This window comes from Ectopseudomonas toyotomiensis, assembly GCF_017167985.1.
GTDB classification, from domain to species: domain Bacteria; phylum Pseudomonadota; class Gammaproteobacteria; order Pseudomonadales; family Pseudomonadaceae; genus Aquipseudomonas; species Aquipseudomonas toyotomiensis.
On the sequence record NZ_CP070505.1, the window covers coordinates 1,133,536 to 1,154,187 of the forward strand.

Consider the following 20,652-nt stretch of genomic DNA (forward strand, 5'->3'; position numbering starts at 1 on the left):
CTCGAATCCGTAGGTCGGTCGGCGGGCTTAGCGGCGCTTGGCCATGGCTTCGATGAAGCGGTCGAACAACGGCGCCACGTCGTGCGGGCCGGGGCTCGCTTCGGGGTGACCCTGGAAGCTGAAGGCGTCCTTGTCGGTACGCTCGATGCCCTGCAGGGTGCCATCGAACAGCGACTTGTGGATCGCACGCAGGTTGCCCGGCAGGCTGCTCTCGTCCACGGCGAAACCGTGGTTCTGGCTGGTGATCATCACCACACCGCTGTCGAGATCCTGTACCGGGTGGTTGGCACCGTGGTGGCCATGACCCATCTTCAGGGTCTTGGCGCCGGAGGCCAGGGCCAGCAACTGGTGGCCGAGGCAGATGCCGAATACCGGGATATCGGTTTCCAGCACGTCCTTGATCGCCTGGATTGCGTAGTCGCACGGCTCGGGATCGCCAGGACCGTTGGAGAGGAACACGCCATCAGGATTGAGTGCCAGCACCTCACTGGCCGGAGTTTGCGCCGGCACCACGGTCAGGCGGCAGCCACGCTCGACCAGCATGCGCAGGATGTTCAGCTTCACGCCGTAGTCGTAGGCAACCACGTGATAAGGCAGCTCGCTGGCCGGAATCTCCGGGTGGCTGTCGGACTGCAGGTTCCAGGTGCTTTCGCGCCACTCGTAGCGCTCGGTGCAGCTGACGACCTTGGCCAGGTCCATGCCTTTGAGGCCCGGGAAACTGCGTGCCAGCTCCAGTGCTTTCTCTTCGGTGGCGTCGTCACCGACCAGAATGCAGCCATTCTGCGAACCCTTTTCGCGCAGGATGCGGGTCAGACGGCGAGTATCGATACCGGCGATGGCGACGGTGCCATTGGCTTTCAGGTACTCGTCCAGCGGCTGCTTGTCGCGCCAGTTGCTGGAAATCAGCGGCAGGTCGCGAATGATCAGGCCAGCGGCCCAGACGCGGTTGGACTCGGCATCTTCCGGCGTGGTGCCGGTGTTGCCGATGTGCGGGTAAGTCAGGGTAACGATCTGCTGGGCATAGGATGGATCGGTAAGGATTTCCTGATAGCCGGTCATGGCGGTGTTGAACACCACCTCTCCGATCGTCTGGCCATCGGCCCCGATGGAATCGCCGCGAAAAATGCTGCCGTCAGCAAGGGCCAAAATGGCAGGTTTGGGGGCTGGCTTAGTCAAGAAGACCTCCGTCTCGATCAAGGCTTGAAGCAAACGCAGGTTGTAAAAAAGCGGGATGACGTGTGAAGGTCATCCCGCTTTTTTATTTGAGCCATTCTGCGTAACTTTTAGTGGACACACTAAAACAGGAAGCTTACAGGAAAACCCTTTTTCGGTCCACCCGATAAGACGCCTCAGTCACACATTCGCATCAGCGCAGACCCAGCACGTCCTGCATGTCGTACAGAGCGGCATCACGCCCCTGCAGCCACAGCGCCGAACGCACCGCGCCCTTGGCGAAGGTCATGCGGCTGGAGGCCTTGTGCGTGATCTCGACACGCTCGCCATCGGCGGCGAACAGCACGGTGTGGTCACCCACCACGTCACCGGCACGCACGGTAGCGAAACCAATGGTCTCGCGCTCACGGGCGCCGGTCTGACCTTCACGGCCATACACGGCGACTTTCTGCAGATCACGCCCCAGTGCATCGGCAACCACTTCGCCCATGCGCAGTGCTGTACCGGACGGTGCGTCGACCTTGTGCCGGTGGTGGGCTTCGATGATTTCGATGTCCACGTCGTCACCCAGCACGCGAGCAGCGGTATCCAGCAGCTTCAGGCACAGGTTGACGCCGACACTGAAGTTGGCGGCAAAAACGATGGGGATCTGCTTGGCCGCTTCGCTCAGTTGCTGTTTCTCTTCCACGGTGAAACCAGTGGTACCGATGACCATAGCCTTGCCCGCCTGGCGGCAGACCTCCAGGTTCTTCAGGGTCACCGACGGATGGGTGAAGTCGATCAGCACGTCAAAATCGTCGACCACTGCGGCCAGATCACCCGCCAGGGTTACACCAATCTTGCCCAGGCCGACCAGCTCGCCGGCATCGGCACCGATCAGGCTGCTATCGGCGCGGTCGATGGCGGCACTGAGCTTGGCGCCCTCGGCCTGGCTCACCGCTTCGATCAGGGTCTTGCCCATACGCCCGGCTGCGCCCATCACTGCAATACGTTGCATACATCAGCTCCAAGCTGTCGCCCCGGCGTCCACCGGGGCACTTTGGGGTTAAACGTCGCCGAAGAAGCGCTTCACACCTTCGAACCAGCCACTGGCCTTGGGTGAGTGGGAATCGTCACCCTGCAGCGACTTGCGGAACTCATCGAGCAGTTCGCGCTGACGCTTGTTCAGGTTGACCGGTGTTTCCACCGCGACCCTGCACATCAGGTCGCCCGCCGCACCGCCGCGCACCGGGGCCACGCCCTTGCCACGCAGACGGAACAGCTTGCCGGTCTGAGTACCTTCCGGGATCTTCAGCTTGACCCGACCATCGAGAGTCGGCACTTCCAGCTCGCCACCCAGCGCCGCATCGGCGAAGCTGATCGGCACTTCGCAGTAAAGATGCTTGCCGTCACGCTGGAAGATCGCATGCTCACGGACGTTGACCACCACATAGAGGTCACCGGCCGGACCGCCGTGCGTACCGGCCTCGCCCTCGCCGGACAGGCGAATGCGGTCACCGGTATCGACACCTGGCGGCACCTTGACCGACAGCGTCTTGCTCTCTTCCACGCGCCCCTGACCGTGGCAACTGCCGCAAGGATCGGTGATCATCTTGCCGCTGCCATGGCAGCGCGGGCAGGTCTGCTGCACGGAGAAGAAGCCCTGCTGCATGCGCACCTGACCGATACCACCACAGGTGGTACAGGTGACCGGGCTGGTACCCTTCTTGGCGCCCGAGCCATCGCAGGTCTTGCAGCCGACCAGAGTCGGCACGCGGATGGTCACGGTGGTACCGCGCACCGCTTCTTCCAGATCCAGTTCTAGGGTGTAGCGCAGATCCGAGCCGCGCTGGGCACCGCCACGCGAACCGCCGCGAGCGCCGCCGAAGAAGTCGCTGAACACGTCACCGAAGATATCGGAGAAGTTGGCGCCGCCGAAACCAGCGCCACCGCCGCCACCCATCTGCGGGTCGACCCCGGCGTGGCCGTATTGGTCGTAGGCCGAACGCTTGGCCGCGTCAGAAAGCACTTCGTAGGCCTCGTTGGCCTCCTTGAATTTCTCTTCGGCGTCTTTGTCGTCCGGGTTGCGGTCCGGGTGATACTTCATCGCCAGGCGCCGGTAGGCCTTCTTCAGCTCGGCTTCACTAGCGCCGCGCTCGACCCCCAGGATCTCGTAATAGTCACGTTTTGCCATAGTTGTGCTGCACTCTCAGATTCGTGAGCTCCAGATACGCCGACGCGGGAGAAGGCTCCCGCGCGGCGAATCCTGCCCGTCGCGAGCGACGGTGGAGCGTAAAGAAGAGGCGGCCCGCCGAGCAGGCCGCATCCCTTACTTGTTCTCCTTGACCTCTTCGAACTCAGCGTCGACCACGTCGTCACCGGCATCCTTGGCGTCGCCAGCGTCAGCCTGGGCAGCACCGCCTTGCGGCTGCTCAGCGTACATCTTCTGCGCCAGCGGCGTGGTGGCTTCGGACAGTGCGTTCATCTTGGCTTCGATGGCGGCCTTGTCGTCACCCTTCACGGCCACTTCCAGTTCGCCAATGGCTTTCTCGATGGCCGCCTTCTCGTCGGCAGTGGCCTTGTCGCCAGCCTCGGTGATCATCTTGCGGGTGGCGTGCACCAGCTGATCACCCTGGTTACGTGCCGTGGCCAGCTCTTCGAACTTGCGGTCTTCCTCGGCATTGGCCTCGGCGTCACGCACCATACGCTCGATTTCCTCATCGGACAGACCGGAGTTGGCCTTGATCACGATGGACTGCTGCTTGCCGGTGGCCTTGTCCTTGGCGGACACGTGCAGGATGCCGTTGGCGTCGATATCGAAGGTCACTTCGATCTGCGGCACGCCACGCGGAGCCGGCGGAATCTCGGCCAGGTCGAACTTGCCGAGGGACTTGTTCTGGGCGGCCTGCTTGCGCTCACCCTGCAGCACGTGAATGGTCACGGCGCTCTGGTTGTCATCGGCAGTAGAGAACACCTGCGACTTCTTGGTCGGAATAGTGGTGTTCTTCTCGATCAGCGCAGTCATCACGCCGCCCATGGTTTCGATACCCAGGGTCAGCGGGGATACGTCCAGCAGCAGTACGTCCTTAACGTCACCGGCCAGAACGGCGCCCTGAATGGCAGCGCCCATGGCGACGGCTTCATCCGGGTTGACGTCCTTGCGTGCTTCTCTGCCGAAGAACTCGGTCACCAGCTTCTGCACCAACGGCATGCGGGTCTGACCGCCGACCAAGATCACGTCGTTGATCGAACCGACGTCGACACCGGCATCCTTCAACGCGATACGGCAAGGCTCGATGGTGCGCTGCACCAGGTCCTCGACCAGCGATTCGAGCTTGGAACGGGAGATCTTCACGTTCAGGTGCTTCGGACCGGTGGCATCTGCAGTGATGTACGGCAGGTTGACGTCGGTCTGCTGGCTCGAGGACAGCTCGATCTTGGCCTTCTCGGCAGCTTCCTTGAGGCGCTGCATGGCCAGCGGATCGCCCTTGAGGTTCATGCCGGTTTCTTTCTTGAATTCGTCGACGAGGTAGTCGATCAGACGAATATCGAAGTCCTCACCGCCGAGGAAGGTGTCACCGTTGGTAGCCAACACTTCGAACTGGTGCTCGCCATCGACTTCCGCGATCTCGATCACCGACACGTCGAAAGTACCGCCACCCAGGTCATAGACGATCACGGTGTGGTCGCCCTTGGCCTTGTCCATGCCATAAGCCAGCGCAGCCGCAGTCGGCTCGTTGATGATGCGCTTGACGTCCAGACCGGCGATGCGACCAGCATCCTTGGTGGCCTGACGCTGGCTGTCGTTGAAGTAGGCCGGAACGGTGATGACCGCTTCGGTGACTGGCTCGCCCAGGTAGTCCTCGGCGGTCTTCTTCATCTTCTTGAGAATTTCAGCCGAGATTTGCGGCGGCGCCATCTTCTGGCCGTTCACTTCAACCCAGGCGTCACCGTTGTCAGCCTTGGCGATCTTGTACGGCACCATCTGAATGTCTTTCTGCACGACTTCTTCGTCGAAACGACGACCGATCAGACGCTTCACCGCATACAGGGTGTTGTGCGGGTTGGTCACGGCCTGACGCTTGGCCGACTGGCCCACGAGAATTTCACCGTCATTGGCGTAAGCGATGATGGACGGCGTGGTACGAGCGCCTTCGGCGTTCTCGATTACCTTGACGTTGCCATTCTCCAAAATGGAGACACAGGAGTTGGTGGTCCCCAGGTCGATACCGATAATTTTGCCCATGAATGTTCTCCCGAAACTTTGATTTTTCCGTCGCCTCGTTTCTCAGGCGCCGGCAGCACTAAAACGCTTGACTTAAAAATGGGGTCGTTACAGCTGATTTCAAGCCTGCTCGTCGATACTCGGCGGCGGCGTGGTTGGTGCCTTGCTGACCACGACCATGGCCGGACGCAGCAGACGACCGTTGAGCAGATAGCCCTTCTGGAACACCTTGAGCACCGAGTTCGGCTCGGCGTGGATGCTCTCTTCCATGGCCATGGCCTGGTGATGCTCCGGATTGAACGGCGCACCATGCGGGTCGATGGCTTCCAGGTTGTAGCGAGCCAGAGTGTCGTGGAACAGTTTGAGGGTCAGTTGCATGCCCTCACGCACGGCCTTGATCGACACATCGTCAGGGCTGGACAGCTCCAGGCCGCGTTCCAGACTGTCGATGACCGGCAGCAGATCGCCGGCGAACTTTTCCAGCGCGAATTTGTGTGCCTTCTCTACATCCTGCTCCGCGCGACGACGCACGTTTTGCAGGTCGGCAGCCATGCGCAGCGACTGATCCTGCGCAGCGGCCAGTTGCTCTTCCAGCGTTTGCACGCGAGCAGCCAGGTCGTCACCAGGCGCCACAGCGTCTGCTGCCTGCGCCTCGGGATTCTGCGTATCCAGGGTCTGTTCGTCAGCCATGCCTTTCTCCTCTCGAAAAAACTGGCGCGATACCGACTCGCGCTCCTGCCGCCTATATGGAGTCAATTCCACAGGTTTCAAGGGGCAATAGGGAGGATTGCCAGAGAAAGAAAAAACACTGTATAAATAACCAGACATCAATTCGGGAGCGTTCGCCATGCTGGTGCACCTGTCCATTCACAACTACGCCATCGTCGACCACCTGGATCTCGAGCTGGATGCCGGCATGAGCGCCATCAGCGGCGAGACCGGCGCGGGCAAATCGATCATGCTCGACGCCCTCGGCCTGTGCCTGGGTGATCGCGCCGACAGCGGCGTAGTACGCCCAGGCGCAGACAAGGCTGACATTCTCGCCAGCTTCGATCTGGCGGACATTCCCGAAGCCCGTGCCTGGCTCGCCGAGCGGGATCTGGACAACGACGGCCCGTGCATCCTGCGCCGGGTGATCACCGCTGAAGGGCGCTCGCGTGGCTATATCAACGGCAGCCCCTGCCCGCAGGCCGACCTCAAGGCCCTTGGCGAGCTGATCATCGATATCCATAGCCAGCATGAGCATCAGTCGCTGCTCAAGACCGACACCCATCGCCGCCTGCTCGACGAATACGCCGGCAGCCAGGACCTCGCGCGCCAGGTGCAACTCGCCGCGCAACGCTGGAAGCAGACACGCAACGAACTGGAGCGCATCTCCAGCCAGGGTGACGAACAGCGCGCCCGCCACCAGTTGCTCAGCTATCAACTGGAAGAGCTGGAAAATCTGGCGCTGGGCGACAACGAACTGGAACAGCTGGAACAGGAGCACAAGGCGCTGAGCAATGCCGAAGCGCTGCTCGCGGCCTGTCGCCAGGTGCTCGATCTGTGCAGCGAGAGCGATGCTGGCAACGTGCTGTCCGCACTGACCGCCAGCCTTAACCGCCTGGGCGCCTTTGGCGGCCAGGGCGGTGCCTTGAACGAAGCCAGCAACCTGCTGGCCAGTGCGCAGATCCAGGTCGAAGAAGCAGTCGGCGAGCTGAATCGCTTCCTCGATCACTTCGACGCCGACCCGGAGCGTCAGCAGTTTCTCGAAGAGCGCCTGGACACCATCTACACCCTGGCACGCAAACATCGCATCCAACCCACCGAGTTGGCCGCCTTGCAGCAACAGTTGTTCGAGGAGCTTGAAGGCCTGAATGCCGACGACCAGGCCAGTGAACGCCTGGCCGAAGAGCTGGCCGCCTATGAGCGCCATTACCAGGAGAAAGCCGCCGAACTCAGCACACTGCGCTGCAATGCTGCCGAGCGTCTGGCCGCTGCAGTGGAGCAGGAAATGCAGGCGCTGGGCATGCCTGGCGGCCGCTTCAACATCCAGCTCCAGGCCATGAGCAGCGAAGAACCGCATGCCAGTGGCCTGGAAATGGTGGAGTTCCTGGTCAGCGCCAACCCCGGCCAGCCGCTACGCGGCCTGGCCAAGGTAGCCTCCGGCGGTGAGCTGTCACGTATCAGCCTGGCGATCCAGGTGATCACCGCGCAGACCTCGCGTGTACCGACCCTGGTATTCGACGAAGTGGACGTCGGCATCGGCGGCCCGACCGCCGAAGTGGTCGGGCAGCTACTGCGCCGCCTCGGCGAACGCGGCCAGGTGCTGTGCGTCACCCACTTGCCGCAAGTCGCAGCGCAGGGCCATCAACATCTATTCGTGCACAAGCGTCGAGACGAAGATGCCACGTCTACCGCCGTGAGCAAGCTGGACGAGAGTGGCCGCGTCGAGGAAATAGCCCGCATGCTCGGTGGCGTTGACCTGACCGAGGAATCCCTGGCTCACGCGCGCAAGATGGTCACCAGCGCTCAGGCTGCCTGAAGCGAAGTAGCCCGGAGCACCAAACCCGGGACTGCTTCCAGGCGAGACAAAGCAAAAAGGCGACCCGAGGGTCGCCTTTCTCATTGCCGCAGAAGAATCAGCTCTTCTTGCGCACGTACAGCACCAGATTGTGATCGACCAGTTCGAAACCGTGCTCCTTGACGATCTCCTTCTGACGCTTCTCGATCTCGGCGTCGAAGAACTCGATCACTTCACCCGAGTCGACGCAGACCATATGGTCGTGATGGCCGCTGTCAGCCAACTCGAACACGGCATGGCCGCCATCGAAGTTGTGGCGCACCACCAGGCCGGCAGCCTCGAACTGAGTCAGCACGCGGTACACGGTGGCCAGGCCAACGTCCTCACCCGCCTCCATCAGAGCCTTGTAGACATCCTCCGCACTCATGTGGCGGTGCTCGGCGTTGTCGAGCATTTGCAGGATTTTGACTCGTGGCAGAGTCACCTTCAGTCCAGCTTTGCGCAGTTCGTTATTTTCAACCATGGTCTGCTTTCTCATGGATGCTGCTTCGCAGCACCCTTCAATACGGGTATGATCCGGGGTTCAAGTTGCCCAAGATAGTGGAAGTCACCCTCCGATGCAAAAAACCAAGCTCTTGCTGACCAGCCTGTCGCTAACCGGGCTCTTCGCACTCGCCGGTTGTTCATTCCCCGGGGTTTACAAGATCGACATTCAACAGGGCAATGTCGTGACACAGGACATGATAGACCAGCTACGCCCGGGAATGACCCGACGCCAAGTGCGGTTTATCATGGGCAACCCGTTGATCACCGACACCTTCCATGCCGATCGCTGGGATTATCTGTACAGCATCCAGCCTGGCGGCGGTCAGCGCCTGCAGGAACGCGTCAGCCTGGTATTCGACGGCAGCGACCAACTGGTTGGCCTGGCCGGCGACTTCATGCCCGGCGTCAGCCGTGACCAGGCAATCATGGGCGAAGGTAGCGACACCGACAGTGCGCAGCCGCAAGCCAAACCACAGGACGAAACCCCGCCGGCGCCAGGCTCGTTGCTCGAGCAGATTCAGCGTGAGGTGGATCAGGTCGAAACCGTCCCGGTTCCGACTCCCGAGCCGCTGGACACCGATCCGCAGTAACACGCGGACACGAAAAAGCCCGGAGCGAATCCGGGCTTTTTCATATCTGCCGCCTTACGAGCTGACGGGTCAGCTCGACTCCTCGCCTTCTTCCCTGGCCTTGGCTTTGGCCGCACGCTGCTTGCGCACTTCCTTCGGATCGGCGATCAGCGGTCGATAGATCTCGACGCGCTCCCCCTCCTCCAGCACTCGCTCTTCCGGCTTGCCTACCGCCTTGCCAAAGATGCCCAGCGGCGCCTGGCTCAGATCCAGCTCTGGAAAGAACTGCTGCATACCAGAACGCAGCGCGGCCTCGCGCACCGTGGTACCGGTCGGTACGGACAGACGCAGGAGCTTCTGCCGTTCGGCAAGGGCATAGACCACTTCGATGGCGATACTGGGCTTATCCATATAGCTGCTTGGCTCGCTGGCAGAAGGCGTCGACCATGGTATTGGCCGCCTGATTGAACAGCGGGCCCAGCGTGGCACGCACCAGCGGCCCAGCATAGTCGAAGGTAAGGTCCAGGCTGATCTTGCAGGCCTTGTCGCCCAGCGCCTTGAACTCCCAGACGCCATGGAGACTGGTAAAAGGCCCTTCCTGCAGGTTCATCTCGATACGCTGTCCAGGCTGCAAGACATTACGCGTGACGAAGCGCTGGCCGATACTGCCTTTGGCAACCTCGAGGCTGGCCAGCATATGCGTCTCGCTGACCTCCAACACCTCACTGGCGCGGCACCAAGGCAGAAACTGTGGGTAACCGGCCACGTCGTTGACGAGATCAAACAGTGCCTGCGCCGGGTACGGCAACAGCGCCGAACGCTGGATTCGAGTAGCCATTTACTTGCTCAGCTCCGCAATGAACACGATCAGCACGCCGATTGGCGCCACTACGCGAATCAGCCAGAGGGCCAGATTGAACAGCAGCGGGCTTCTGATGGACAACTCTTCACGCACAGCATCACGGCTCAGCACCCAACCAGCAAACATGGCGAAAGACAGACCGCCCAGCGGCAGCAGGATACGGCTGGTGAGGTAGTCGATGCTGTCGAAGAAGGTCTTGCCGCCCTCGGCACCCCACTGCAACAGATGGAAACCGTCCTCGGCGAAGACGAAGAACTTGGCCTCGGCCCACAGGTTGAACGACAGCACCGTGCCCATCCCCACCAGCCAGCACAGCAGCGCCAGCGCGGCGGTTACCTGCGCACGGCTGCGCCCGGTTTTTTCGACGAAGTAGGCCACGGCCGGCTCCAGCATGGAGATCGACGAACTCCATGCGGCAACAGCCACCAGCACGAAGAAGATCAACCCCATCACCTGACCGAAAGCGATATTGCCGAAGGCGATCGGCAGGGTGACGAACATCAGCCCCGGGCCACCGCCCGGCTCCAGGCCGGCGGCAAAGACGATGGGGAACAATGCCAGACCCGCCGTCAGCGCCACCAGGGTATCGAGCAGACCGACGGTCAGCACCGTGGCGCCGATCGAGGCCTTCTTCGGCATGTAGGCGCCGTAGACCATGATCGAGCCCACGCCCACACTCAGGGTAAAGAAGGCGTGGCCCATGGCTGCCAGAATGCCGTCCTGCACCTTGCTCGGATCGAAATGGAAGAGGAAGTCGAAACCTTCGCGAAAATGCCCAGTGGTGAAGCTGTAACCCAGCAGCACCAGCAACAACACGAACAGCAGCGGCATCATGATGCGCAGGCTGCGCTCCAATCCCGCTACCACGCCCTTGCCGATGACGAACGCGGTGACCAGCATGAACAGGCTGTGCCACAGGGTCAGTCGCCACGGATCGGAGGTGAGACCGCCAAACGCCGCACCTGCCCCATCGGCGCTGATGCCGGTGAAGTCGCCACGGCCCATGCCGATGATGTAATCCAGCGACCAACCGGCTACCACGCTGTAGAAGGACAGGATCAGTAGCGCAGCGACCATCCCCATCAGCGCAGCCAGCGACCAGTGCTTCGAGGCTCCGGCTTCGATCGCCAGGCTCTTCATCGCATTGACCGGGCTCTGCCGGCCGCGGCGGCCGATCAGGGTTTCCGCCAGCATGATCGGCACACCCACCAGGGCGATGCAGAACAGGTACATAACGACGAACGCACCGCCGCCGTAGACCCCGGTCATATAGGGGAATTTCCAGATATTGCCGAGCCCGACAGCCGAGCCGGTCGCCGCCAGAATGAACACCCAGCGACTGGCCCAGGCACCATGAATCGAAACTTTGTCGCTCGCCATTGCGGCCAAGACCCCATACTGCGGGAAAAAAGATCGCGCATTGTCGGAGATTCGCGGCATGGGCTCAAGTTTGGCCCGGTAAAGCCCCATGGCGCAGGCGCGGACGACTCCCTATAATGCGCGCCCTATGGCTAAGCAAAAGAAACATCCTCAAGGCACCATCGCGCTGAACAAAAAGGCGCTGCATGACTATTTCATCGAACACAAGTTCGAGGCCGGCCTGGTGCTGTCCGGCTGGGAAGTGAAGAGCCTGCGTGCCGGCAAGGCACAGTTGGTCGACAGCTACGTGCTGCTCAAGGACGATGAAGCCTGGCTGATGGGCTGCCACATCGCGCCCCTGAAAACCGCCAGCACCCACGTCATCGCCGACCCGACCCGCACGCGCAAGCTGCTGCTGAACAAGCGCGAGCTGGAAAAGCTGTTCGGCTCCGTACAGCAGAAGGGCTACACCGCCGTGGCGCTGTCGCTGTACTGGAAACAGCATCTGGTCAAATGCGAAATTGCCCTGGCAAAGGGCAAGAAGGACTTCGACAAGCGCCACACCGAGAAGGAACGTGACGCCGACCGCGAGGTTCAGCGCGCCATGCGCAGCAAGGGCAAGGAAGACTAAGGGCGGCGACAGGCGGCAGGCAAAGTTGGCGTAGAGCGGACCGGGACACCCGCCGCTCGTAGCGCCAGCGAACAGTTCGCCAGGCCATGCCCAGCTTGGCACTACAACCTACGCCCAATACTCCCAACGGCGCACTGCTTCCGAGCGGCCAGCGCCCCGGTAAGCCCTACGCGCAGCTTGCCGCTCGCTTTATATCCCCAAGCGCCTCTGCGCGCGCGCCACGCGCTGGGCTTCCAGCTGCACTTCCGAAAGGACTTCCTGCACATAGTCGATGTGCTGATTGGAGAGCTCGCGGGCGTCTTCCGCGCGACCTTCGATGATCGCCTGGTACAGCGCGCGGTGCTGTCCGATCAGCATGTCGCGGGTCTCTTCGCGCTGGGCATACATGCCACCGATGTTGGTCACCACGTTGCGCTTGAGCAGGTCGAACAAGCCACGAATAGTGTGCAGCAGAACAGCGTTGTGGCTGGCCTCGGCAATCGCCAGGTGAAAACGCGCATCGGCCGCCCCCTCCTCGGCTCGGGTCACCTTGCCGACTCGCGCGTAGCAATCCTGCAAGGCTTCGAACGCGTCGGTGAGACGCTGGCGGTCGATATCGGTGGCGCGCCTGGCCGCGTAGTAGGCGCAGGAGCCTTCCAGCGTATGACGGAACTCCAGCAGATCGCGCTGGGCGTCTTCCTTGTGCTCGAGCAGTTGCAACAGCGGGTCGCTGAAGGTCGAGCCGAGTGATTCGGCGACATAGTTACCGCCACCTTGGCGACTGACCAGCAGCCCCTTGGCCACCAGCTTCTGGATCGCTTCACGCAGGGACGGACGAGACACACCGAACTGCTCGGCCAGCGCACGCTCTGCAGGCAGCCTCTCCCCGGCGCGCAAGGTGCCCTCGAGAATCATGGTTTCCAGTTGCGCGACGATGTCATCGGAGAGACGACGCTGCCGCACCTGACCTACTTCCATTACCCGCATCTCCATTGGTTTGACCAGGCCGAAGGCCTCAGAAGACAAGCCTATAGCGCCCCTCTTCGCTGAACAAGCAAGCACTCTACGACCAAAGTCTTAGCATCTCGATTTGACAGCCTATTGAGCAACTTTTAACCTGAGCCCGCTACTTTGTAAATTGGTATTACCAATTTAACCAACAAGAACAACAAACCATCGAGGTCACGCCATGACAGCCCTAAGCGCTGCAAGCCTGTTCGATCACGCCTCATCCCTGCCGCGCCAGTTGCGCGCTCGTGTGGAGTAAGACCCAATGTCCAACGGAATTCTCGCCCTGCTGGCGTTCTCGCCGATTCTGCTTGCTGCCGTTCTGCTGATCGGTCTGCGCTGGCCGGCCAAACACGCCATGCCTCTGGTTTACCTGGTAACTGCCGCCGTCGGCCTGTTCGCCTGGGACATGACCTTCAACCGCGTCCTGGCCTCCACCCTGCAAGGCTTGCTGATCACCGTCGGCCTGCTGTGGATCATTTTCGGCGCCATCCTGCTGCTCAACACCCTCAAGCACTCCGGTGGCATCACCGCCATTCGTGCCGGCTTCACCACCATCAGCCCTGACCGCCGCATCCAGGCGATCATCATCGCCTGGTTGTTCGGCTGCTTCATCGAGGGCGCATCGGGCTTCGGTACGCCGGCCGCCATCGCGGCTCCGCTGCTTGTCGCCATCGGTTTTCCGGCCATGGCCGCGGTGTTGATGGGCATGCTGGTACAAAGCACGCCGGTATCCTTCGGCGCCGTCGGTACACCAATCATCGTCGGCCTCAATACCGGCCTGGATACGGCCACCATCGGTGCACAGCTGGTCGAACAGGGCTCGTCCTGGGCGCAGTTCCTGCAACTGATCACCAGTGAAGTAGCGATCATCCATGCCACCGTTGGCGTGGTCATGCCGGTCATCATGGCGATGATGCTGACGCGCTTCTTCGGTCAGGAGAAAAGCTGGAAAGCTGGCCTAGAGGTCATGCCGTTCGCGATTTTCGCCGGTCTGGCCTTCGTTGTGCCGTACGTTTTCACCGGCGTCTTCCTCGGCCCCGAATTCCCGTCGCTGCTGGGCGGCCTGATCGGCCTGGCCATCGTCACCAGTGCCGCACGCTTTGGCTTCCTGGTACCGAAGAAGACCTGGGACTTCGCCCCGGCGGACAAATGGCCGAGCGAGTGGCTGGGCACCGTCGAGATGAAACTGGACGAACTGACCGCCAAACCGATGAGCGCACTGCGCGCCTGGCTGCCCTATGTGTTGGTCGGTGCGCTGCTGGTGGTCAGCCGCGTATTCCCGGAAGTGGGCAACGCGCTGAAGGCGGTGGTGGTGAATTTCCCCGACCTGCTCGGCGAAGCGGGCGTCAGCGCCAACTTCCAGCCGCTGTATCTGCCGGGCGGCATTCTGGTTGCCGTGGTCCTGGCCACCTTCTTCCTGCATGGCATGAAGGTACGTGACCTGGGCAAGGCTGTGAAAGAGTCGTCCAGCGTGTTGCTCAGCGCCGGCTTCGTGTTGCTGTTCACCGTGCCGATGGTGCGCATTCTGATCAACTCCGGGGTCAACGGCGCCGAGCTGGCCAGCATGCCGATCCTCATGGCGCGCTGGGTGGCCGACAGTGTTGGCGGCATCTACCCGCTGTTGGCCCCAAGCATCGGGGCTCTGGGTGCCTTCATCGCCGGCTCCAACACCGTCAGCAACATGATGTTCAGCCAGTTCCAGTTCGGCGTGGCCAGCAGCCTGGGCATCTCCAGCGCGCTGATTGTCGCGGTACAGGCCGTGGGCGCAGCCGCCGGCAACATGGTGGCGATCCATAACGTGGTCGCAGCTTCGGCTACCGTTGGCCTGCTAGGCCGCGAAGGCAGTACCCTGCGCAAGACCATCTGGCCGACGCTGTACTACCTGCTTTTCACCGGCATCATCGCGATGATCGCGATCTATGTGCTGGGTGTCAGTGATCCGCTGATGCCCCGTTGATCGACTGTTAGTGCCCGCCCCGACATCGTCGGGGCATTTGCCGTAAGGCTACGCTTCCCCTTTTCAGCAACAGGATGAGCCCATGATCATTTCTGCCTCGACCGACTATCGCGCTGCCGCGCAACGCAAGCTGCCGCCGTTCCTGTTCCACTACGCCGATGGCGGTGCCTACGCCGAGCACACCCTGCGCCGCAATGTCGCTGATCTGTCGGACATCGAACTACGCCAGCGCGTGTTGAAGAACATGTCCGAACTGGACCTGTCCACCGAGCTGTTCGGCGAGAAGATGTCGATGCCGGTCGGCCTGGCGCCGGTCGGCCTGACTGGCATGTTCGCCCGTCGCGGCGAGGTGCAGGCAGCCAAGGCGGCAGCGGCCAAGGGCATTCCCTTCACCCTGTCCACCGTGTCGGTGTGCCCGATCGAGGAAGTGGCGCCAGCCATCGACCGGCCGATGTGGTTTCAGCTCTACGTGCTGAAAGATCGCGGTTTCATGAAGAACGCACTGGAGCGCGCCAAGGCCGCTGGCTGCTCGACCCTGGTGTTCACCGTCGACATGCCCGTGCCCGGCGCACGCTACCGTGACGCCCACTCCGGCATGAGCGGCCCGAACGCGGCGCTGCGCCGCATGCTGCAGGCCATGACTCACCCGCAGTGGGCCTGGGACGTCGGCCTGATGGGCAAGCCGCATGATCTGGGTAACATCTCAGCGTACCGCGGCAACCCCACCGGCCTGGCGGACTATATCGGCTGGCTGGGCGCCAACTTCGACCCATCGATCTCCTGGAAGGATCTGGAATGGATCCGCGACTTCTGGGACGGCCCGATGGTGATCAAGGGCATCCTCGACCCGGAGGACGCCCGTGATGCGGTGACCTTCGGCGCCGACGGCATCATCGTCTCCAACCACGGTGGTCGTCAGCTCGACGGCGTGCTGTCCAGCGCCCGCGCGCTGCCGGCCATTGCCGACGCGGTCAAGGGCGAGCTGAAGATCCTCGCCGACTCCGGCATCCGCACCGGCCTCGACGTAGTACGCATGCTCGCCCTTGGCGCCGACACCGTGCTACTGGGCCGCGCCTTCCTCTATGCCCTGGCCGCAGCCGGTGGTGCTGGCGTGAGCAATCTGCTCGACCTGATCGAGAAGGAAATGCGCGTGGCCATGGTGCTGACAGGCGCCAAGTCCATCACCGAAATCACTCCGGATCTGCTGGTAAAGGAGCGTTGATCCCATGACTGCTGCCGCCTCCATCACCCGTGACGCCCTGCTGGCGCAGATGCGCCAGATCGTCGGCAGCAGCCATGTGCTGACCGACGAACAAGCCACACGGCGTTTCCGCAAGGGCCATCGCACCGGTGAGGGCAACGTCCTGGCGGTGGTGCGCCCAGGCTCCTTGCTGGAGCAGTGGCGCATTCTGCAGGCGGCGGTGGCGGCAGATCGCATCGTCATCATGCAGGCGGCCAACACCGGCCTGACCGGCGGCTCCACCCCCGACGGTGCCGATTACGACCGCGAGATCGTGCTGATCAGCACCCTGCGCATCACCGGCGTACAACTGATCAACGATGGCGAGCAGGTGGTGTGCCTGCCCGGCGCCACCCTGGATCGCCTGGAACAGGCCCTGACGCCGCTGAACCGCGAGCCGCATTCGGTGATCGGCTCGTCCTGCATCGGCGCCTCGGTACTCGGCGGCATCTGCAACAACTCCGGCGGCGCCCTGGTGCGCCGTGGCCCGGCCTATACCGAGCTGGCGCTGTATGCACAGGTTAAAGATGACGGTTCGCTGGAACTGGTCAACCACCTGGGGATCGAGCTGGGCAACGATCCGGAGGAAATCCTCACCCGCCTGCAGAACGGCGACTACACACCGCAGCAAGTGCGCAACGAAGAAACGGCAAAGGCCTCCGACGCGCGCTACGGCGAGCACGTGCGCGACGTCGATGCCGACACCCCGGCACGCTTCAATGCCGACCCGTCGCGCCTGTTCGAAGCCTCCGGTTCGGCCGGCAAACTGTGCCTGTTCGCGGTGCGCCTGGACACCTTCCCGAAAGAGCCGAGCACGGTGTTCTATATCGGCAGCAACGACCCGCACGATCTGACCGAAGTGCGCCGCCACCTGCTGGCCAGGTTGCCGCGCCTGCCGATTGCGGGGGAATATATCCACCGCACCGCCTTCGACATCGGCGAGAAATACGGTAAGGACACCTTTCTGGTGATCGACAAATTCGGTACGTCCAAGGTGCCGGTTGCCTTCGCCATGAAGAGCCGGGTCGACGGCTTCTTCGAACGCTTCGGCCTGCGTGGCGTGACCGACAAGGTGATCCAGGCCCTGATGAACCTGCTGCCCAGCCACCTGCCGCCACGCATGCGCGAGTACCGTGACCGTTTTGAGCATCACCTGCTGGTGCGTGTATCCAACGACACGCTGGAACAGACCCGCGCTTTCCTCGCCGAATACTTCACCGGTAGTGACAGCGGCGCCTATTTCGAATGCGATGCCGATGAGGGACGCAAGGCCTTCCTGCATCGCTTCGCCGTGGCCGGTGCCGCGATCCGCTACCGCGAGTCGCACCGCAGCAGCGTCGAGGACATCCTCGCCCTGGACATCGCCCTGCGCCGCAACGACCGCGACTGGGTCGAAACGCTGCCGCAGGAGATGGAAGAGCAGATCATCCACAAGCTGTACTACGGGCACTTCTTCTGCCACGTGTTCCATCAGGACTACATCGTCAAGAAGGGTAATGACCCGCTCGCCATGGAACATGCCATGTGGAAGCTGCTGGACGAACGCCGCGCCGAGTACCCGGCCGAGCACAACGTTGGCCATCTCTATGTGGCCAAGCCGGCGTTGGCGGGGTTCTACCGCGAACTCGACCCGACCAATACCTTCAACCCCGGCATCGGCCATACCTCGAAGAAGAAGCATTGGGGCAATTGCTGCTAAGAGGATGAAGCCGCTCCTATGGATTAGGTGTAGGGCGGCCTCACGAGCGTAGCGAGTAGCCCGCCGGGCCATGCCAGGCCTGGCAGCACAACGACCGGCGTACTGCTTCGCGACGACTGCATGGATGCAGGAGGTAGAGCGACGCAAGAAGCCAAAGCCGAGTACGCCCTACGGGTTTCCCCTTTTCCCTACGGCTACAAAAACAAAGGCCCACCAATTTGGCGGGCCTTTGTGTTGACGCAGCAACCGATCAGGCGAAGACGATCTCCTCGCCGTCCACCTTGGCATGCACCACCGCACCCGGGGCGAAATCGCCGGCGAGTATCTGCTGCGCCAGCGGGTTCTCGATCCAGCGCTGGATCGCTCGCTTGAGCGGGCGCGCGCCGTACACTGGGTCGTAACCGACGGCGATCAGCTTGTCGAGCGCCTCCGGCGTCAGCTCCAGGCTCAGCTCACGCTCGGCCAGGCGGCCACGCAGGCGCTGCAACTGGATCTCGGCGATACCGGCGATCTGCTCGCGGCCCAGCGGCTCGAACACCACCACCTCGTCGATACGGTTGATGAACTCGGGACGGAAGTGACTGCTCACCGCATCCATCACTGCCGCGCGCTGCGCTTCCCTGTCGCCGACCAGTTCCTGAATCTGCGCCGAGCCAAGGTTGGAGGTCATCACGATCACCGTGTTCTTGAAGTCCACAGTGCGGCCATGGCTGTCGGTCAGACGGCCGTCCTCGAGCACCTGCAACAGCACGTTGAACACATCCGGGTGGGCCTTCTCCACCTCGTCCATCAGCACCACCGAATAAGGCTTACGACGCACCGCCTCGGTCAAGTAACCGCCCTCTTCGTAGCCGACATAGCCAGGCGGCGCACCGATCAGGCGAGCGACGCTGTGCTTCTCCATGAACTCGGACATGTCGATGCGCACCAGCGCCTCCTCGGTGTCGAAGAGGAATTCCGCCAGCGCCTTGCACAGCTCGGTCTTGCCCACCCCGGTCGGGCCGAGGAAGAGGAACGAGCCGCTTGGCCGGTTCGGATCAGCCAATCCTGCACGGGAGCGGCGCACGGCGTTGGCCACGGCCACCACTGCTTCGTCCTGGCCGATCACACGCTGGTGCAGCAGACCTTCCATCTTCAGCAGTTTCTCGCGCTCGCCTTCGAGCATCTTGCTTACCGGGATGCCGGTCCACTTGGACACGACCTCGGCGATTTCCTCGTCGGTGACCTTGTTGCGCAGCAGCTGGTTCTCAGCCTTGCCGTGCTGGTCGACCATCTGCAGGCTACGCTCCAGATCCGGAATGATGCCGTACTGCAGTTCGGCCATGCGGTTGAGGTCACCTTTGCGCCGTGCGGCCTCGAGCTCGGTCTTGGCCTGCTCGATGCGCTGCTGAATTTGCGCCGAACCTTGCACCTCGGCTTTCTCCGACTTCCAGATTTCCTCCAGGTCGGCGTATTCCTTCTCCAGGCGGGCGATATCTTCCTTGAGCTTTTCCAGACGCTTGAGGGCCGCGTCGTCGTCTTCCTTCTTCAACGCTTCGCGCTCGATCTTCAGCTGGATCAGGCGACGCTCCAGGCGATCGAGCTCCTCCGGCTTGGAATCGATTTCCATACGAATGCGGCTGGCGGCCTCGTCGATCAGGTCGATGGCCTTGTCCGGCAATTGTCGGTCGGTGATGTAGCGATGGCTGAGCTTGGCCGCTGCGATAATCGCGCCGTCGGTGATGGTCACACCGTGGTGCACCTCATAGCGTTCCTTCAGGCCACGCAGGATGGCGATAGTGTCCTCCTCGCTCGGCTCGTCCACTAGCACCTTCTGGAAGCGGCGTTCCAGCGCAGCGTCCTTCTCGATGAACTGGCGGTACTCGTCCAGCGTGGTGGCGCCGACGCAGTGCAGCTCGCCACGGGCCAGGGCCGGCTTGAGCATGTTGCCGGCATCCATGGCGCCTTCGGCCTTGCCGGCACCAACCATGGTGTGCAGCTCGTCGATGAACAGGATGATGCGCCCTTCCTGCTTGGAGAGTTCGTTGAGCACCGCCTTCAGGCGCTCCTCGAACTCGCCGCGGAACTTGGCGCCGGCGATCAGCGAGCCCATGTCCAGCGACAGCAGGCGCTTATCTTTCAGGCCATCGGGCACTTCGCCGTTGATGATGCGCTGGGCCAGGCCTTCGGCGATGGCCGTCTTGCCCACACCGGGTTCGCCGATCAGCACCGGGTTGTTCTTGGTGCGGCGCTGCAACACCTGGATGGTGCGGCGGATCTCGTCGTCACGGCCAATCACAGGGTCGAGCTTGCCCTCTTCGGCACGCTTGGTCAGGTCGACGGTGTACTTGTCCAGCGCCTGGCGCGACTCTTCGACGTTGGGGTCGTTGACCGCCTGACCGCCGCGCAGGTTGGCGATGGCATTTTCCAGGGCCTTCTTCGACACGCCCTGGCCGAGCAGCAGCTTGCCCAGCTTGGTGTTCTCGTCCATCGCCGCGAGCAGCACCAGCTCGCTGGAAATGAACTGGTCGCCGCGTTGCTGTGACAGGCGGTCGGCCTGGTTGAGCAGACGCGCCAGATCCTGCGACAGGTTGATGTCGCCGGTGGGGTTCTGCAGCTTGCCGAGCTGATCCAGCTCGCGGGTCAGGGCCTGCCGCAGACTGTTGATGTCGAAGCCAACCTGCATCAGCAGCGGCTTGATCGAGCCGCCCTGTTGCTCGAGCAGCGCCTGCATCAGGTGCAGCGGCTCGATGGCGGCGTGGTCCATGCCCACCGCCAGGGATTGGGCATCGGAGAGTGCAAGTTGCAGCTTGCTGGTCAAACGATCGATACGCATATATGTCCTTCCTCCAGAGTGGCGAGCCGGGACAACATCCCCGAAAAAAGAAACTCGCTGAGATGCAGACTAGATAAGGACGATTACGCCGTATTCAAGACAAG

At 62.2% G+C, this 20,652-nt stretch carries 17 protein-coding genes; 6 read left to right on the plus strand and 11 right to left on the minus strand.

Annotation, left to right across the window (positions count from 1 at the left end):
* Window positions 1–27: 27 nt before the first annotated feature.
* The 5 genes from carA to grpE form a co-directional block, all read right to left on the minus strand.
* Complete coding sequence (carA, locus tag JWV26_RS05155; RefSeq protein WP_072424265.1) at window positions 28–1,176, minus strand: glutamine-hydrolyzing carbamoyl-phosphate synthase small subunit; 1,149 nt, start codon at window positions 1,174–1,176, stop codon at window positions 28–30.
* A gap of 190 nt (window positions 1,177–1,366) precedes the next feature.
* Window positions 1,367–2,170 (minus strand): 4-hydroxy-tetrahydrodipicolinate reductase, encoded by an 804-nt coding sequence (gene dapB / locus JWV26_RS05160; RefSeq protein WP_021489334.1) that lies wholly within the window; start codon window positions 2,168–2,170, stop codon window positions 1,367–1,369.
* 48 nt (window positions 2,171–2,218) lie between these two features.
* Window positions 2,219–3,346, minus strand: a complete 1,128-nt coding sequence (dnaJ, locus tag JWV26_RS05165; RefSeq protein ID WP_021489335.1) for a molecular chaperone DnaJ — start codon at window positions 3,344–3,346, stop codon at window positions 2,219–2,221.
* 135 nt (window positions 3,347–3,481) lie between these two features.
* Window positions 3,482–5,398 carry a molecular chaperone DnaK gene (gene dnaK / locus JWV26_RS05170; RefSeq protein ID WP_072424267.1) on the minus strand — a complete coding sequence of 639 codons (1,917 nt, stop codon included), beginning with the start codon at window positions 5,396–5,398 and terminating at the stop codon, window positions 3,482–3,484.
* Between the two features lie 99 nt (window positions 5,399–5,497).
* Complete coding sequence (gene grpE, locus JWV26_RS05175) at window positions 5,498–6,067, minus strand: nucleotide exchange factor GrpE (protein WP_079782862.1); 570 nt, start codon at window positions 6,065–6,067, stop codon at window positions 5,498–5,500.
* Between the two features lie 157 nt (window positions 6,068–6,224).
* On the opposite strand from grpE, the gene recN reads away from it, so the two are divergent.
* On the plus strand, window positions 6,225–7,901 hold the full coding sequence (gene recN / locus JWV26_RS05180) for a DNA repair protein RecN (RefSeq protein WP_206418540.1): 1,677 nt from the start codon (window positions 6,225–6,227) through the stop codon (window positions 7,899–7,901).
* A gap of 97 nt (window positions 7,902–7,998) precedes the next feature.
* On the opposite strand, the gene fur is transcribed toward recN, so the two are convergent.
* Window positions 7,999–8,403, minus strand: coding sequence for a ferric iron uptake transcriptional regulator (gene fur, locus JWV26_RS05185; protein WP_003240531.1), 405 nt, complete (start codon window positions 8,401–8,403; stop codon window positions 7,999–8,001).
* Window positions 8,404–8,497: 94 nt separating this feature from the next.
* On the opposite strand from fur, the gene JWV26_RS05190 reads away from it, so the two are divergent.
* The gene (locus JWV26_RS05190; protein WP_072424270.1) at window positions 8,498–9,016 is read left to right on the plus strand and encodes an outer membrane protein assembly factor BamE; all 519 of its coding nucleotides are present in this window, start codon (window positions 8,498–8,500) and stop codon (window positions 9,014–9,016) included.
* 69 nt (window positions 9,017–9,085) lie between these two features.
* Here JWV26_RS05190 and JWV26_RS05195 read toward each other — a convergent pair whose 3' ends face one another.
* The 3 genes from JWV26_RS05195 to JWV26_RS05205 are packed head-to-tail and all read right to left on the minus strand — an operon-like array spanning window position 9,086 to window position 11,237.
* Window positions 9,086–9,406: an RnfH family protein gene (locus JWV26_RS05195; RefSeq protein WP_072424271.1), complete on the minus strand. Its 321-nt coding sequence runs from the start codon at window positions 9,404–9,406 to the stop codon at window positions 9,086–9,088.
* Entirely contained in the window at window positions 9,399–9,833 is a 435-nt protein-coding gene (locus tag JWV26_RS05200; RefSeq protein WP_055987035.1) for a type II toxin-antitoxin system RatA family toxin, read from the minus strand. The genes JWV26_RS05195 and JWV26_RS05200 overlap by 8 nt, the downstream gene beginning before the upstream one ends.
* Complete coding sequence (locus JWV26_RS05205; RefSeq protein WP_206418541.1) at window positions 9,834–11,237, minus strand: sodium-dependent transporter; 1,404 nt, start codon at window positions 11,235–11,237, stop codon at window positions 9,834–9,836. It lies immediately after the preceding gene.
* A 127-nt stretch (window positions 11,238–11,364) separates the two neighbouring features.
* Between JWV26_RS05205 and smpB the strand changes: the two genes are divergently transcribed.
* Window positions 11,365–11,847, plus strand: coding sequence for an SsrA-binding protein SmpB (gene smpB, locus JWV26_RS05210; protein WP_099526116.1), 483 nt, complete (start codon window positions 11,365–11,367; stop codon window positions 11,845–11,847).
* A 189-nt stretch (window positions 11,848–12,036) separates the two neighbouring features.
* On the opposite strand, the gene JWV26_RS05215 is transcribed toward smpB, so the two are convergent.
* Entirely contained in the window at window positions 12,037–12,804 is a 768-nt protein-coding gene (locus tag JWV26_RS05215) for an FCD domain-containing protein (protein ID WP_206418542.1), read from the minus strand.
* Window positions 12,805–13,099: 295 nt separating this feature from the next.
* Between JWV26_RS05215 and JWV26_RS05220 the strand changes: the two genes are divergently transcribed.
* From JWV26_RS05220 to dld, 3 genes are all read left to right on the plus strand, one after another.
* On the plus strand, window positions 13,100–14,794 hold the full coding sequence (locus JWV26_RS05220) for an L-lactate permease (protein ID WP_206418543.1): 1,695 nt from the start codon (window positions 13,100–13,102) through the stop codon (window positions 14,792–14,794).
* An 82-nt stretch (window positions 14,795–14,876) separates the two neighbouring features.
* Complete coding sequence (gene lldD, locus JWV26_RS05225) at window positions 14,877–16,016, plus strand: FMN-dependent L-lactate dehydrogenase LldD (RefSeq protein ID WP_196459058.1); 1,140 nt, start codon at window positions 14,877–14,879, stop codon at window positions 16,014–16,016.
* Between the two features lie 4 nt (window positions 16,017–16,020).
* Entirely contained in the window at window positions 16,021–17,733 is a 1,713-nt protein-coding gene (gene dld, locus JWV26_RS05230; protein ID WP_206418544.1) for a D-lactate dehydrogenase, read from the plus strand.
* Between the two features lie 250 nt (window positions 17,734–17,983).
* Here dld and clpB read toward each other — a convergent pair whose 3' ends face one another.
* Complete coding sequence (gene clpB, locus JWV26_RS05235) at window positions 17,984–20,548, minus strand: ATP-dependent chaperone ClpB (protein ID WP_072424278.1); 2,565 nt, start codon at window positions 20,546–20,548, stop codon at window positions 17,984–17,986.
* Window positions 20,549–20,652 lie beyond the last annotated feature (104 nt).